At 70.0% G+C, this 14600-nt stretch carries 12 protein-coding genes and 1 pseudogene; 10 read left to right on the top strand and 3 right to left on the bottom strand.

Features of this window, described 5'->3' with window-relative positions; all coding sequences use genetic code 11:
• The first annotated feature begins 471 nt into the window (after positions 1-471).
• The 4 genes from ACFVUT_RS15265 (at position 472) to ACFVUT_RS15250 (ending at position 5473) form a co-directional block, all read left to right on the top strand.
• Positions 472-1011 (top strand): transglycosylase SLT domain-containing protein, encoded by a 540-nt coding sequence (locus ACFVUT_RS15265; RefSeq protein WP_389650433.1) that lies wholly within the window; start codon positions 472-474, stop codon positions 1009-1011.
• Positions 1012-1479: 468 nt separating this feature from the next.
• Positions 1480-2337 (top strand): hypothetical protein, encoded by an 858-nt coding sequence (locus ACFVUT_RS15260; protein ID WP_389660737.1) that lies wholly within the window; start codon positions 1480-1482, stop codon positions 2335-2337.
• An 886-nt stretch (positions 2338-3223) separates the two neighbouring features.
• Positions 3224-3703 (top strand): MarR family winged helix-turn-helix transcriptional regulator, encoded by a 480-nt coding sequence (locus tag ACFVUT_RS15255; protein ID WP_389660739.1) that lies wholly within the window; start codon positions 3224-3226, stop codon positions 3701-3703.
• Between the two features lie 174 nt (positions 3704-3877).
• Complete coding sequence (locus ACFVUT_RS15250) at positions 3878-5473, top strand: MFS transporter (RefSeq protein WP_389660741.1); 1596 nt, start codon at positions 3878-3880, stop codon at positions 5471-5473.
• A 178-nt stretch (positions 5474-5651) separates the two neighbouring features.
• On the opposite strand, the gene ACFVUT_RS15245 is transcribed toward ACFVUT_RS15250, so the two are convergent.
• Positions 5652-6110: a pyridoxamine 5'-phosphate oxidase family protein gene (locus ACFVUT_RS15245; protein WP_389660771.1), complete on the bottom strand. Its 459-nt coding sequence runs from the start codon at positions 6108-6110 to the stop codon at positions 5652-5654.
• A 286-nt stretch (positions 6111-6396) separates the two neighbouring features.
• On the opposite strand from ACFVUT_RS15245, the gene ACFVUT_RS15240 reads away from it, so the two are divergent.
• The gene (locus ACFVUT_RS15240) at positions 6397-6876 is read left to right on the top strand and encodes a hypothetical protein (protein WP_389660743.1); all 480 of its coding nucleotides are present in this window, start codon (positions 6397-6399) and stop codon (positions 6874-6876) included.
• Positions 6873-7625 (top strand): vitamin K epoxide reductase family protein, encoded by a 753-nt coding sequence (locus ACFVUT_RS15235; protein ID WP_389660744.1) that lies wholly within the window; start codon positions 6873-6875, stop codon positions 7623-7625. The genes ACFVUT_RS15240 and ACFVUT_RS15235 overlap by 4 nt, the downstream gene beginning before the upstream one ends.
• A gap of 509 nt (positions 7626-8134) precedes the next feature.
• On the opposite strand, the pseudogene ACFVUT_RS15230 reads toward ACFVUT_RS15235, so the two are convergent.
• A pseudogene (locus ACFVUT_RS15230) lies at positions 8135-8239 on the bottom strand (hypothetical protein); the annotation flags it as partial.
• 544 nt (positions 8240-8783) lie between these two features.
• On the opposite strand from ACFVUT_RS15230, the gene ACFVUT_RS15225 reads away from it, so the two are divergent.
• Positions 8784-9530, top strand: coding sequence for a response regulator (locus ACFVUT_RS15225; protein WP_389660745.1), 747 nt, complete (start codon positions 8784-8786; stop codon positions 9528-9530).
• Positions 9531-9558: 28 nt separating this feature from the next.
• Here the strand turns inward: ACFVUT_RS15225 and ACFVUT_RS15220 are convergent, their stop codons facing one another.
• Positions 9559-11385: a GAF domain-containing protein gene (locus tag ACFVUT_RS15220; protein ID WP_389660773.1), complete on the bottom strand. Its 1827-nt coding sequence runs from the start codon at positions 11383-11385 to the stop codon at positions 9559-9561.
• Positions 11386-12044: 659 nt separating this feature from the next.
• On the opposite strand from ACFVUT_RS15220, the gene ctaD reads away from it, so the two are divergent.
• The 3 genes from ctaD (at position 12045) to ACFVUT_RS15205 (ending at position 14598) form a co-directional block, all read left to right on the top strand.
• On the top strand, positions 12045-13685 hold the full coding sequence (gene ctaD / locus ACFVUT_RS15215; RefSeq protein WP_389660775.1) for a cytochrome c oxidase subunit I: 1641 nt from the start codon (positions 12045-12047) through the stop codon (positions 13683-13685).
• 111 nt (positions 13686-13796) lie between these two features.
• Positions 13797-14117 carry a hypothetical protein gene (locus ACFVUT_RS15210; protein ID WP_389660746.1) on the top strand — a complete coding sequence of 107 codons (321 nt, stop codon included), beginning with the start codon at positions 13797-13799 and terminating at the stop codon, positions 14115-14117.
• Positions 14118-14283: 166 nt separating this feature from the next.
• A complete protein-coding gene (locus ACFVUT_RS15205; protein WP_389660748.1) occupies positions 14284-14598 on the top strand; it encodes a trypco2 family protein in 315 nt (104 codons plus the stop codon).
• Positions 14599-14600 lie beyond the last annotated feature (2 nt).

Genomic DNA, 14600 nt, shown 5'->3' with positions numbered 1-14600 from the left:
CAGTGGCAGGAAAGGCGCTCGGCTGCTGTTCCAGTTCTTCACCGCGCGTGAGAAGTGCGAGGCCGCCGCGGTGTGGGCGGACCAACGTGGCTCCCGATCCCGTTGCTGCGTGTCTCTGAGTGCGAACCCCGCGCCCGTTCGGTTCGCGCCGAAGTCCCGTCGAGACCCCCGAAAGTGCCCCGTGGGTGTGATGCCACCCATAGGGGCTGCGTCACATCCTAACGAACTTAGTAGGTCCATGACCCGTCCGAACAGTTCGTAAGCGCCACAGAACGTCTCATTTCAGACATTGCTCCGAAGTTGGGTAGTACGTCACATCGTTGACCACCGTCCCGGGCGCCGCTAACCATGGCTGTCGTTGCGGGAAGCCGCGACCGGACCGGCGGATCAGCCGGATTCGTTCGCCATCGCCCGCAGTGTGGAGTTCCGCTCCCCAAGCCGCTGCGACCGAGACCGGCGGTAGGCAACACCATGTCGTCCCCATTGGAGAGTTCCTTCCGTATGACCACGCACACGCAGACCCGCACCAGCCGCATCGCCCGCCTTCGCACGCTGTCCGTCGCCGGTATCGCCACTGTGGGTGCCGCGGCGGCGGCCCTCACGCTGACGTCGACCTCGGCGCAGGCCGCCGAGACGACCTCGGTGAGCGCCTCCGTGGTCAAGACGGCGGCGAACGGCGGCCAGGGTCACGCCAACAACCTCGACGGCTGGATCAATGAGGCGCTGGCCATCATGAAGGCCAAGGGCATCCCCGGTAGCTATGAGGGGCTGCACCGCAACATCATGCGGGAGTCGAGCGGCAACCCGAACGCTCAGAACAACTGGGACGTCAACGCGCGGAACGGCATACCGTCCAAGGGCCTGCTTCAGGTCATTCAGCCGACCTTCGACGCCTACCACGTCGCCGGCACCGCGAAGAACGTCACCGACCCCGTCGCCAACATCACCGCGGCCGCCAACTACGCCGCCCACCGCTACGGGTCGATCGACAACGTCAACTCCGCCTACTGAGCCGCAAGCTCGGATTCCGCCTCGCGGACCAGGGTCGGTGTCGGCAGCAGTATTGCTGCCGACACCGACCCTTCGGCTTGCTCATCGGCGACAAGTCGCTACAAGCGGCGGGTGAGGTCCGCGGTCGGAGTCCGCGAGGCCGGCGCCGCGCCGGATGGAGTGGGTGCGGGCGGTCCCGCGGCCTGGGGGTTCTTCCTCGGGGCGTGTCCATGAACGACACGCCTCTTGTGGTGAGTGGGTATCAGGAAGTCGCCCGGACGGGCGAACATTGCATCAATTGGCCCGCATGCAAAGGTTGTCGACCAGGCATCCACCCCTACCCGTATGGCGTACGAACGGTCGTCGTTTCGCGTCGGATCCTCGGTATCAGCCTTTTGATATGTCCGATATGACAGGCATGTGGGGCGTCAGTACGTTCAGTCACGAGTCGACTACCCAGTCGACCTCCCTGAGAGCAGGAGAAGTGACATGGTTACACGTTCCACCGTGGTGACCGCCGCCATCGCGGCCGCCATGGCCCTGGCTGTTACAGGCAGCACCTTCACCTCGGCTGCCACTGCCGAGTCCACCGAGGAAACCCCCGCCGCCCCTCGCGCCGCAGCTCCGGCCCCGGCTCCGGCCCCGGCTCCCGGCGAGGCGGGCGACGCCAACAAGGCGGGCGGAGCCAACAAGACGAGCGAGACCGACAAGGCCGGCGCCGCAGGCAAGGCCGACCAGGGCAACGGCGAGGGTCGTGGCAACGGCAACGGCAACGGCAACGGCAACGGCAACGGCAACGGCGAGGGCCGGGGTGGCGACGAAGGTCGTGGCAACGGTGAGGGCCGGGGTGGCGACGAGGGCCGGGGTGGCGACGAGGGTCGTGGCAACGGTGAGGGCCGGGGTGGCGACGAGGGTCGCGGCAACGGTGAGGGCCGGGGCAACGGTGAGGGCCGTGGCAACGGTGAGGGCCGGGGCGGCGACGAGGGTCGCGGCTATGGCGGCCGGGGTGAGGGTCGAGGTCACGGGGGCCGGGGCTACGGCGAGGGCAGGATCCACATCAACGAGCGGACGTATTCCGCCTTCCCCGGTGGCTGCATCACCGTGGCCAGCGGCCTCGGCGCCACGAGCTTCAACGTCTTCAATGACAGCTGGCGGACCGTCGAGGTCTTCCGTGGCGCGACCTGCGACAACGGCGGCCCCGTTGCCGTCGTCGGACCCCACGGCTCCACCTCCGGCGTGTTCGCGAAGCCTGTCGAAGGAGGCATCATCGTCCCCAACGGAGTGGGAGGCAGCTTCCGCGTGGTCGCGCACGACTACGGCTATGGATACGGCTACGACTTCGACTGACGGAGCCTTCTGCGCGGTGTGACGAAGAACCCGGCCCGCCGGAATCGGGCAGCGGTGTACTCGTCGGGGCATTGTGACCGGCACCCCTCGCTCCTCGCGCCCGCACCCGCGCCATGCCCGATCGACTTGCACACCTGCCGCGCCGCACCGACCCGGACGGTGAGGCGCCCCCGGGCCGGGACCGGAACAGTCGGACCGCACGCGGCCATCGACCTCGACCGGACCCGGCAGCCGGGACGCACTGACCCGGCAGGAACGCACTGACCCGGGGGCCGGGACGCACTGACCCGGCGGCCAGGGCGCCCGGACCCGGCGGCCGTGACGGCCGCGTATGGCGCCGTCGCGACCGATGCCGTCGATGTGCCGACGGATCTCGTGGTCGGGCGCACGCGCCCACGGCAGGACGGACAGCCGCCTGCGAGGACCGCGGGAACCGGCGAAGATCTGCGGGGGAACGCGAAGATCTGCGGGGGAACGGCGAAGACTCGCGAGGAACGGCTACCACCCGCAAAAGGCGTCGTAGCCCCGCGCATTGCCGCAGACCCTGGGAACCCACGCTGTGCGGAGACTGGCTCCGGGTCCAGGGCGCGCTTGCTGCGACGTCGGCCGAGAATTGCGGGTAGGGGAGGGTGTTGGGCTCCTCGGAGGTTCGCTCGCTCAGCGCGAGGGCCCCACCTCCTCGCATTCCGCCTCCTGTCCGCCGTGGAGGTCGAACCGCGCGCGGAGATGCTCACTCCCGCAGTGCGACAGAGCGGCGACCACCCCGTTCGAAGAGGCAGGGGAAGCACTCCTGGCTTTCGGGCCAGGGCTCCGGTCGGCCTTCGGACGAGGACATCGGCAGAACATCTTTTGACATACCTATGACTTTAGACCTATGATATCGATCATGTCTGATTCCCGCGCGTCCGCCCAGGACCTCGACCGTGTGGCCTCCGCGCTCGCGGCGTGCCTGCCCGCGCTGAATCGGGCCCTCGACCGTCTGGTCGCGCAGGACTTCGGGAGGCCCAAGCCGCCCGAAGGGCAGCTCGCGCTGCTGCGTTTCGTCACGCAGCAGGAGGGTGCCACCGTGCGCGAGGCCGCCGAAGCCCTGCTGATGCGGCCGAACAACGTCAGTGCGCTCGTCTCCCAGCTCACCGAGCAGGGCCTGCTGGAGCGCCGCAAGGACACCGGCGACAAGCGGATCGCCCATCTGTATCCGACCCCCACGGCCCGGCGCGAGCTGGCCGAGGTCCGGAGTCTCGAAGACGCGCACCTCGCGCACGCCCTGCAGTCCCTCACCGACGGCGAGATCGGCGCACTCGGTTCGGCCGTGGGCGCGCTGACGTCGCTGACGCGGCATCTGCACCCCGTGCCCGCAGCCGAATAGCCCCCGCGTCCCACCGCCGGGGCCCGACCGACCGCGAGCATCCCCGTCTCCGTGCCCGTGGGGCCTTCCCCTGCCCGGAGACAGACCGGGCCGGCCGCCACCGAGGCCGCAGGTGCGCAACCTGCCGCTCGGCCCCTGTTTTCCCGTAGCACTCTCTACAGACAAGGCACTTCCATGCCCTCCACCACCGCGGATCACTCCTCGCTGCCCGCTGCCTCCCCACCGCAGGCGCAGCCGGAGGTCCGGGGCAGGCGCTCCAACCCGTGGCTGACCCTCCTCGCGGTCGCCTTCGGGCTCTTCATGGTCCAACTCGACGCATCCGTCGTGGCGATCGCCAACCCCGAGATCGGCCGCGCCCTCGGGGCGTCCACCGCCGACCTGCAATGGGTCACCAACGCCTACCTGCTCGCCCTGGCAGGCTCGCTGATCCTGGGCGGCAAGCTCGGCGACCGCTTCGGACGGCGCACCTACTACATGATCGGCGTCGTCGGCTTCACCCTCTCCTCGATCGCCATCGGCCTGGCCGGTTCGATCGAGGGCGTCATCGCCTTCCGGGCGGCGCAGGGCTTCTTCGGCGGTCTGCTGATGCCCAACACCCTGGGTCTGCTCCGTGCTTCCTTCCCCCCGCGGAAGTTCGGCATGGCGGTGGGCATCTGGGCCATGGTCTCCGCCGTTTCCACGGCCCTCGGCCCCATCGTCGGCGGCGTGTTCGTCGAGAACATCAACTGGGAATCCGTCTTCTACCTCAATGCTCCCATCGGGGTGCTCGCCCTCCTGGTCAGCGCCGCCGTTCTGCCACAGAGCAGGAACTCGACCGGTCACCACCGCTTCGACGTACCCGGCGTCGTACTGCTGGCACTCGGTCTGCTGTGCGTGGTCTTCGGCGTGGTCAAGGGCGAGACCTGGGGCTGGTCCTCGGCCGGCACTCTGGGCGCCGTCGCTGTCGGCGTGCTGATCCTGGCGGGTTTCGGCTGGTACGAGACCCGGATCGAACACCCGCTGCTGCCGATGCGGCTGTTCCGCATCCGGTCGCTGACCGTCGGCACGATCATCACCGCTCTCAACTTTTTCGTGATGCTCGGCGTGATCTTCTTCGTGATGCTCTACCTCCAGAACGTACGCGGCTTCTCGCCCGTCGAGGCCGGTGTGCGTACGCTGCCGCTCAGCCTCGCCTCACTGGTGGCCTCCCCGCTCGGGGCGGCGCTGACCGGACGCTTCGGGCCGAGGATCTCCATGCCGCTCGGCATGCTGCTGCAGGCCGCCGCGACCTTCGGCATGCTCACCTGGGACACCGGCTCGTCCTACGCCACGATGTGGCCGCCGTTCATCGCGCTCGGCCTGGGCGTCGGCATGGTGCTCTCGGCCTCCTCCGACGCCATCGTCGGCCAGGCCCCGGTCGCGGACGGCGGCGTGGCGGGCGGTCTCCAGGCCACCGCCCTGCAGATCGGCGGTGCGCTCGGCACGTCGGTGCTGGTCTCGATCATCAGCAGCCGTGTCGGCTCCACGCTCGTCGACGAGCTGACCGGCGCGGGGGTGCCCGCGTCCGTCGCGGATGGTCTGGAGGGAGCCGGCGACGCGGTGGCCATGGGGGTCGCCCCGGTCTCCGGCGGCATGAACGAACAGCTCCGCGCAGCGGTCGTGGAGGGCAGCGGCCAGGCGTTCATGAACGGTGTGCACACCGCCGTGACCGTGACGGGCGTCCTCTGCCTGCTGGGGGCCGTACTCGCGGCGGCCGGACTCCGCGGCACCTCCCGGTCCGCGCAGGACTGACGGAAGCGGATGGTGCCCGCAGCCTGCGGGCACCATCCGCGTGCGGTCCCGATCACGTTCCGGATGCGGCGGAGAGGCTGTGCACCCACCCACCGCATCCGCTGTACCCACCGCATCCGCCGCGCCCGTCACACCCGCCGCATCCGCCGCACCGACCGCATCCGGCAGAGTCGCCGCGTCAGACCGTCAGCCTGATTCCGGTGACCAGATGCGGACGGATGTGAACCGCGCAGTCCATCACCCGGTCCGACCAGGGCCTGATCAGCCGCTGATAGCGCATCAGCGCATCGGGATCGGTCACAGGGCGGCAGTATCCCGTCGCCACCACGCTCCAGCCGCGATGGGTCAGCGGATCGATCTCGTCGGCCTGGTAGGCGACCACGACTCCGCGGTCCCCATGGCACCGTGCCTGAGCGAACAGATCCGAGTCCTGATGGGTCCGGACGACGATCCGACCGCGGTCCAGCAGATGGTTCACCGGCCGGATCGCGGGCAGCGCGCGCCGGGTGAAGACGATCCGGCCGAGCGACACCCCGCCCAGCAGGCTCAGCGCCTGGTCCTCCGTCAACTCGACCGTGCGGCACGACCCGATGGCTTCCGGGTCGACCGCCGTGGCTTCCTCCCACGGCGCGGGCAGTGCTGACGGCAGGGACGTGGGGGACAACGGATGACCTGCGTGGCTCACGGGGCTGCCTCGTCTCCTGCTCTGCGCGTCTGTCGCCCGAGTACACCGCGTGGCGCCGCGCCCGCGCCAGGGTCGAACGGCCCAGGGCCGAACGGCCCTAGCCACGTCGGACGCGCGATGGGTTCACTGCGGTTGACCGCATGCCGCGGGCCGGTCCGACGGCGGCTCCGGGGCCGGTTCGCGGCATGCGGAGTTCGGTCGGAGCGGGTGGCGTGGATGCGCACAGGAGGGGGACGCGGTGATAGCCGTCGTCGGACACGGAGATCTGAGCAACAGAACCCTGGAGTTGGTGGAGGCTGAACTGAGAGCCAGGCTGGACGGCCTGGCAGAGGGAGTGGCCGCGCTTGTACGGGCCGGGGCGGGGCTGCCGCTGGCGTTCGGGCGCGCGGCCCGACAGGCCGGAAGGAAGCTGACGGTCCTGCTGCCGGTCCAGGGCGCGGTGCCCGCGGTGCTGTCCGAGCGCGACCGGCGTGCCGCGGGGGAACTCCTGGTACTGGCCGAGCACGTACGACTGCTCGCCTTCGACCCGGCCGACCGCGACGCCTGTGTCGGTGCCGACGAACGCCTTGTGGAGACGTGCGGGACCGTGCTCGCCGTATGGGACGGCTCGCCGTCGGACGGCCGGGACGCCACCGCTCACCTGGTCGCCTTCGCCCGCGCACGTGGAATTCCGGTGGAGGTCGTCTGGCCCCACGGTTCCGTACGGGGGTGGGCATGAGCGCGACGGCACGTGGGCCGGAGCGAGTGGCGGAGAACCCCGCGGCGAAGCCCCGGAAGAATCCTCCGGAGAAACCACAACAGAAACCACAACGGAAGCCGCAACAGAAACCCCAGGAGAAGCCCCAGGAGAAGCCCCAGGAGAAGCCCCAGGCCGACGACCGGGGCCGCACCGGGGCGCACCAGGGATTCGCGTGGCTGCTGGTGATCACCGCCGCCCTCGGACTGCTGGGCTCCTTCGTGATCACCACCGACAAGTTCGCACTGCTCGCCGACCCCGACTTCGTACCGTCCTGTTCGGTGAGTCCGGTGGTCTCCTGCACGAATGTGATGCGCAGCGAACAGGCTTCGGTGTTCGGCTTCCCCAATCCGATCATCGGACTGATCGCCTTCGGGGCGGTGTTGGGGACCGGCGCCGGTCTGCTCGCGGGGGCACGCTACCGGCGCTGGTACTGGCTGGGGCTGAACCTGGGCACCTTGGTCGGTGTCTGCTTCTGCATGTGGCTGATGACGCAGGCGCTGTACGACATCGGCGCGCTCTGCCTGTGGTGCGTGCTCGTGTGGGTGGCCACCCTCTTCATGTTCTGGCACACCACCCTGCACAATCTGCGCCATGGCGTGCTGCCCGCCCCGCGAGCCGTCCTCGCGGCGGTACTGGAGTTTCCTCTCGTGGTGCCGGTGACGTGGTGCCTGATCATCGTCATGCTGACAGCAGTCCGGTTCTGGTCGTACTGGCGGACGCTTCTGTGAGCCCCACGCGGCCGGTGGTGTCGTGATGGATGTGTGCGGCCGGGACTCCGGCGGCGGCCAGCCGGGCGGCGGGCCCGCACCGCGTCCGTCGCGGGTGCCTCGGGTGCCTCAGGTGCCAGGGCCAGAAAGACCTGGTGCCCGGCGGCGGACCCGGGACGCCACGACAGTACCTCCTCCAGGGCCCGCAGCCCCGGGTCCGTGGAGGCACGGGCCGGTCCGGTCCGACCGGCCGTGAGGACGGTCAGCCAAGGGCGTCCGTGTCGGAGGGCTTCCCGATACGCCGCGTCGTACACCACCTCGCCCGCGCTTCCGTCCACCAGAAGCAGGCACACCCGGCGCGCGCGGGACCGTTGGGAGTCGATCTCCTGGAGCAACGCCTTCATCGCGGCCCATCCGGTACCGGAGGCGATCAGCAGTACGTCGGCGGAGGGCGTACGACCGGGCAGGGCGAGGGCGCCGCGCGGTCCGCTCAGGCGCACGGCGCCGCCCACCCGAGTGCCGTGCACCAGCGCGTCACTCACCCCGCCGGCGCCCCGCGCCCGTACGTGGAATTCCAGCTCGGCGTCCGGATGGGGCGCGCGGGCGAGATAGTAGGAGCGCCATGCCCGCTCCATCAGGGGAGACTCCACGGACGCGTACTGACCGGCCCTGAAGGCGTAGGGCTGACGGGGGCGAACCCTCAGCACCGCGAGATCCGGGGTACGCAGCTTGCTCGGCGATCAGCTCCTCCAACGGGCCCACCAGCGGCAGGAACTCGCTGATCAGCCGCTGGTCGGCCGCGCCGTCGTACGCCGGTGGAGGCGTGGGGAGCGACGGCACGGACCCGGCACCGGGCACGGACAGGATGCGCCGCCGCAGCCGCATCGCGTCGTGTCGTGCGAGCAGTGCGTGGTAGTCCTCGCTCGGGGTGTTCATGGACCGGTGACTCCTTGGGACAGCACGGTGGGGGGTCGGGACACCGAGACGTCCGCGGCGCCCTTACGGTCTCGGCGGCCGTCAGTATGGCACCGCGTCCGGCCTGCCGACCGGCCCTGGCCACAGGGCCTTCCGGCCCTGTTCAGAACCTGTCCGACATGCAGTTCCACCCCGGCGGACCGGCCTGCGGACGAGCGCACATACTGGGTTCGAGCCCCTGTCCCCGAGCCGATCGAGCATGATGTGAACGACTTCGCCGAGTCCCCGCAGAGCACGGCCCCGTCACGGTCCGCAGCCCCCGTACGCGTCTTCATCCTCGACGACCACGAGGTCGTCCGGCGCGGCGTGCGCGATCTGCTGGAGGCCGAGGACGGCATCGAGGTCGTCGGTGAGGCGTCCAACGCCCGGGAGGCACTGGCCCGCGTACCGGCGAGCAGGCCCGAGGTCGCCGTACTGGACGTACGGCTCGGCGACGACTCCCGCGGCGATCACGCCGGAATCGAGGTGTGCCGGGAACTGCGGGCCCTGATGCCCGAACTGGCCTGTCTGATGCTGACCTCGTTCGACGACGACGAGGCACTGTTCGACGCCATCATGGCGGGCGCGGCCGGCTACGTCCTGAAGCAGATCAACGGGGCCGATCTGATCGCAGCCGTACGCACGGTCGCTTCCGGCACCTCGATGCTCGACCCCCGGACGACCGCGCGTGTCATGGCACGTCTGCGGGGCCCCCGACCGACGCCCGTCGAGGCGTCGGAGGCATCGGAACTGGATCAGCTCACCACCAGGGAGCGGCAGATCCTGGACCTCATCGGTGAGGGCCTCACCAATCGTGAGATCGCGGAACGCCTCTTCCTGGCCGAGAAGACCGTCAAGAACCGCATCTCCGCGATCCTCGCCAAACTCGGCGTCGGCCGTCGGATCCAGGCCGCGATGCTGGTCGGCCGGATCAAGGACCGCCAGGGACAGCCCCCGGTGCGGCGAAGCTGACCGATACCGGCGGGCGTTCGTTCAGGCGTCAGTCGTGAAGTGGGGCGCGCCAGGTGATCCGGGTGCCGCCGTCCGCCGGCCGCTCGATGGCGAACGTGCCGCCGCACAGTTCCGCCCGCGTACGCATATTGGCCAGCCCGCCGCCGCGCCGTGCCGGCCGGTCGCTGTCGGCCGTCGTCGGCTGTCCGGGACCGGCCGTCGTCCGCCCGCCGGGACCGGCCGTTTCACCGCCGGGGATGCCGATGCCGATGCCGATTCCGTTGTCTGTGACCGTCAGGGTCACCGCGTCGTCGGCCGTCAGCACGATGCCGATACGACTCGCACCGGCGTGGCGGGAGGCGTTGGACACCGCCTCGGCGGCCACCGCGACCACGTGTTCGGCGAGTTCGTCCGGGACAGTGGTGTCCACCGGGCCGTCGATCCGCACAGTGGGCCGGAAGCCGAGGGCATGCGCCGCCGCGCGAGCGGTCTCCGCCATCCGGTGCCGCAGCCCGCTTCGTCCCGTACCGTCCGCCGTGCGCAGATCGAAAATGGTCGACCGGATGATCCGGATCGTGGTGTCCAGATCATCCACCGCCCGGCTGACGCGCTCGGCCGCCTCCGGGCGGTCCGCGATGGCCCGGGTCGTGCTCTGGAGGGTCATCCCGGTCGCGAACAGCCGCTGGATCGCCAGATCGTGCAGGTCGCGGGCGATCCGGTCCCGGTCGTGCAACACGGCGAGCTCCTCGGACTCGGCCCTCCCGCGGGCGAGTTCCAGCGCGATGGCGGCCTGGTCGGCGAAGCCGGAGACGAGTGCGATCTCGGTGTCGTCGAACGGCGGGCGGTCCGCCGGCCGTCCCAGACGCAGCGCGCCCAGGGCTCCGGTACCGATCTGCAACGGCACGGCCACCACCGGGCCCGGACCGTCCTCGCTGCCGTCGCCGAACGGATGGGCCCGCGGATCCGTTCGTACGTCGGTGCAGTGCACGGGCGTTCCGGTGCGGGCGGCGAGCCCGGACAGCGACGCCGACGCCGGAACGGACACCCCTCTCACACGGTCGGATCCCCGGCCGTGGGCGACGGCGACGGTGAGGCGTTCCTCGGCCGCCGAAGCCGCCGAAGCCGCCGAAGCCGCCGAAGCCGCCGAAGCCGCCGAAGCCGCCGAAGCCGCCGAAGCCACCGGAGTTGCTGAAGCCCTCGAAGCTGCCGAGGCCCCGGGGTGGGGCGAGGACAGCGGTGGTGCCACGGGCAGCAGAATCGCCGCCCGGTCGGCCCCCGCCACCTCCATCGCGCGCTCGGCGATCAGATGCAGCACCTCGTCGGCGTCCGTCCCCGACAGCAGGGTGCGGGTGATCTCTCCCAGTGCTTCCAGGCGCTGTTCCCGGCGGCGGCTCTCGTCGTACATCCGGGCGTTGTCGATGGCGACGCCGGCGGCGATCGACAGCGTGGTGAGCACCGCCTCGTCGTCGGCGTCGAAGCTCACGCCGCCTCGCTTCTCCGTGAGATAGAGGTTGCCGAACACCTCGTCGCGCACACGCACCGGTACGCCGAGGAAGGTGCGCATCGGCGGGTGGTGGGGCGGGAAGCCGAAGCTGCGCGGATGGCTGCTCAGATCGGTGAGCCTGAGCGGCTGCGGATGACGGATCAGCTCGCCGAGAATTCCCCGCCCGCACGGCGACGGCCCGATGCGCGCGGCGATCTGTTCCGACAGGCCCACGGGCAGGAACTCCAGGAGCTTCTGCCCGTCCCCGACGATGCCGAGCGCTCCGTACTCCGCGTCGGTCAGCGTCACCGCGGCTTCCACGATGCCGCGCAGCACCTCGGGGAGTTCCAGGCCCCGCCCCAGGCTCATCACGGCATCCAGCAGACTCTGCATCCGGTCCGGCCGGGTGGGCCGCGGCCGGGCCGCCGTACCGGGGCAGGAGGGTCCGGGGGAGTGGATCGGGGAGGGGGAGCCGGACTTGGGGGGCGTTGTCTCTGCCATCGGGGTGCCGTTCTCCGGTGCCGTGTGCCGGTGTAGTTCCTCACCGGATCACCGCGGGGCTGGAACCGGTCCACGGACGGTCAGCCTACGGCAGCGCGGTCACCGATGATCCGGCGGTGCGTGGTCGCCGACGGCCCGAGGGCCCGGCGGTGCGTGGTCCCGGAGAAGGGTGCGGGCAGGGCCGGTCGGCTGCCGGACGTGTACGGCCGCAGGGCCGATCGGCCCCGTGGAAGGTGCCCGTCGGTCCCTGGAGAGCGTCGCGGTACGCGATCAGCATGGTGCGGCCGGGGCGCGTTCGGAGAACTGCCAGAGCTGGAGGACACGGTCCGGTGGACGCAACGGAATCGCAGGGCAATCAGGCCGCCCCCGCAGAGGGCCCGAAGCCAAACGGCTCCGGAGCCGCCCCCGCCGAAGCGGGGTCCGCGCCGCCCGGTCGTCGAACCGCTCGGAGGAGTGGGACGGACCCCGGCAGAGCGGACCCTGGCAGGACGGAGCTCGGCAGGAAGGAGCTCGGCAGGACGGACCCCGGCAGGACGGGGCTTGGCACCGATCTGCCCGGCACCGATCTGCCCGGCCGTTCGCCGCGCGGCCGGATCGTCTCGTGGCTGACGACGACCGACCACAAGCAGATCGGCACGCTCTATCTCGTCACCGCGTTCGTCTTCTTCCTGATCGGCGGTGTGATGGCGCTGGTGATGCGCGCCGAACTCGCCCGCCCCGGGACGCAGATCGTTTCCAACGAGCAGTTCAACCAGGCGTTCACGATGCATGGCTCGGTCATGCTGCTGTTGTTCGCCATGCCGCTGTTCACAGGTTTCGCGAACTGGCTCATGCCGCTCCAGATAGGCGCACCCGATGTGGCCTTTCCCCGGCTGAACATGCTGGCGTACTGGTTGTTCCTCTTCGGATCCCTGATCGCCGCGGCGGGATTCCTCACCCCTCAAGGCGCCGCTGACTTCGGCTGGTTCGCCTACGCCCCGCTGTCCGACGCGACCCATTCCCCGGGTGTCGGCGCCGACATGTGGATCATGGGTGTGGCGCTCTCCGGCTTCGGTTCCATTCTCGGCGCGGTCAACTTCATCACCACCATCGTGTGCATGCGCGCCCCGGGAATGACCATGTTCCGGATGTCGATCTTCACCTGGAACGTACTGCTCACCGCCGTACTCATCCTGCTGGTCTTCCCGGTCCTCGCCGCTGCCCTCCTCGCGCTGGAGATGGACCGGAAGTTCGGCTCGCACATCTTCGACGCCGCCAACGGCGGCGCGCTCCTGTGGCAGCACCTCTTCTGGTTCTTCGGGCATCCGGAGGTCTATGTGCTGGCCCTGCCCTTCTTCGGAATCGTCTCCGAGATCATTCCGGTCTTCTCCCGGAAGCCGATGTTCGGCTACATCGGTCTGGTGGCCGCGACGATCGCCATCGCCGGGCTGTCCGTCACCGTCTGGGCGCACCACATGTATGTCACCGGCGGTGTACTGCTTCCCTTCTTCGCCTTCATGACCTTCCTGATCGCCGTGCCGACCGGAGTGAAGTTCTTCAACTGGATCGGCACGATGTGGAAGGGATCGCTGTCCTTCGAGACACCGATGCTGTGGGCCACCGGATTTCTCGTCACCTTCGTCTTCGGCGGTCTGACCGGAGTCATCCTGGCCGCACCGCCCCTGGACTTCCACGTCTCCGACTCGTACTTCGTGGTCGCCCATTTCCACTACACGCTCTTCGGCACCGTCGTGTACGCGATGTTCGCCGGATTCCACTTCTGGTGGCCGAAGTTCACCGGAAGGATGCTCGACGAACGCCTGGGCAAGATCACCTTCTGGGTGCTGACGGTCGGCTTCCACCTCACGTTCCTCGTGCAGCACTGGCTCGGCGCGCAGGGAATGCCCCGCCGGTACGCCGACTACCTGGCCGCCGACGGCTTCACCGCCCTCAACACCCTCTCCACCATTGGATCGTTCCTGCTCGGACTGGCCTTCCTGCCCTTCTTCTACAACGTCTGGAAGACCGCCCAGTACGGCAGGAAGGCGACCGTCGACGACCCCTGGGGTTATGGCCGCTCCCTGGAATGGGCCACGTCCTGTCCTCCTCCGCGGCACAACTTCACCGCCCTGCCCCGTATCCGCAGCGAGTCCCCGGCCTTCGACCTGCACCATCCGGAGATCGCCGCACTCGACTCCGCCGTCCCGCGGTGACCCCAGTCGTGCCGTACCGCGGTGACCCCCGCCCCCTGGTCCCGCACGCCCCGCACGCCCCGCACGCCCCGCACGCCCCGCCCCGCCCCATCCCGAAGAAAGTGCTGCCCGATGTCCCATGGTGTTCTGGCGCTCGGCGTCGCCGTGCTCTGCGTATCAGGCAACGTCTGGTACCTGCCCGCCTGCATCGACCTGCGGGCGGGCCAGGACCGGCCGCGCTCCCGCCGGCTTGCCGCGGCGGCCGTACTGACGGGGTGGGGTACGGCCGCCCTCGCGATGCTCACCCTGCTCCTGCCGGTCCCTCTGTCCGCCGTCGCGCCGGTCGTGGTCGCGGGCACCACGGCGACCCTGGGCCTGGCCGTCCGGGCGAGACTGCGCCGGGGCCGGGAGCAGCGTGAGGAGGAGGCCCGCTGGGCCGCGCTCCTGCGGTAGACGCTCGACGCCTCGCCCCACCCCGCCCGCCGTCGGCGGCGTCCGGTGGTTGGAGTGGGGGTTCGGCGACTCCGGTGGCAGGAGTGGGGGTTCGGTGACGTACGGCTCACCCCGAGCGGTAGCGTGGGGCCCTGTCGGGTCGTCACGATTCTCATGGGGGTGTCCGGTGCCGGACGAGGTCTGGGTCGGTCTGGCGGAAGCCGTGCGCGGGGTGCGGGCAGAGCTGCAGGCGGCCATGGCCGCAGGCCGGGACGAGTCGCTCAGGTTCGAAGTCGGCCCCGTCGAACTCGAATTCGCGGTGGACGTCCGCAAGGAGAGGGCCGGGGACGCCACCGCGAAGGTGTTCGTCCTGTCGGCCGGCGGCAGCGCGAGCAAGGCCACCTCCGATGCGCACCGGCTGAAGATCACTCTGCAGCCGACGGACGTCCACGGCAGGCCGGCCAAGGTGAGCAGCCGAGTGGACGAACTGCCCGCCGAGTAGGG

Source organism: Streptomyces sp. NPDC058051, assembly GCF_042885475.1.
GTDB lineage: Bacteria > Actinomycetota > Actinomycetes > Streptomycetales > Streptomycetaceae > Streptomyces.
This window is presented reverse-complemented; position numbering and strand designations above follow the sequence as displayed.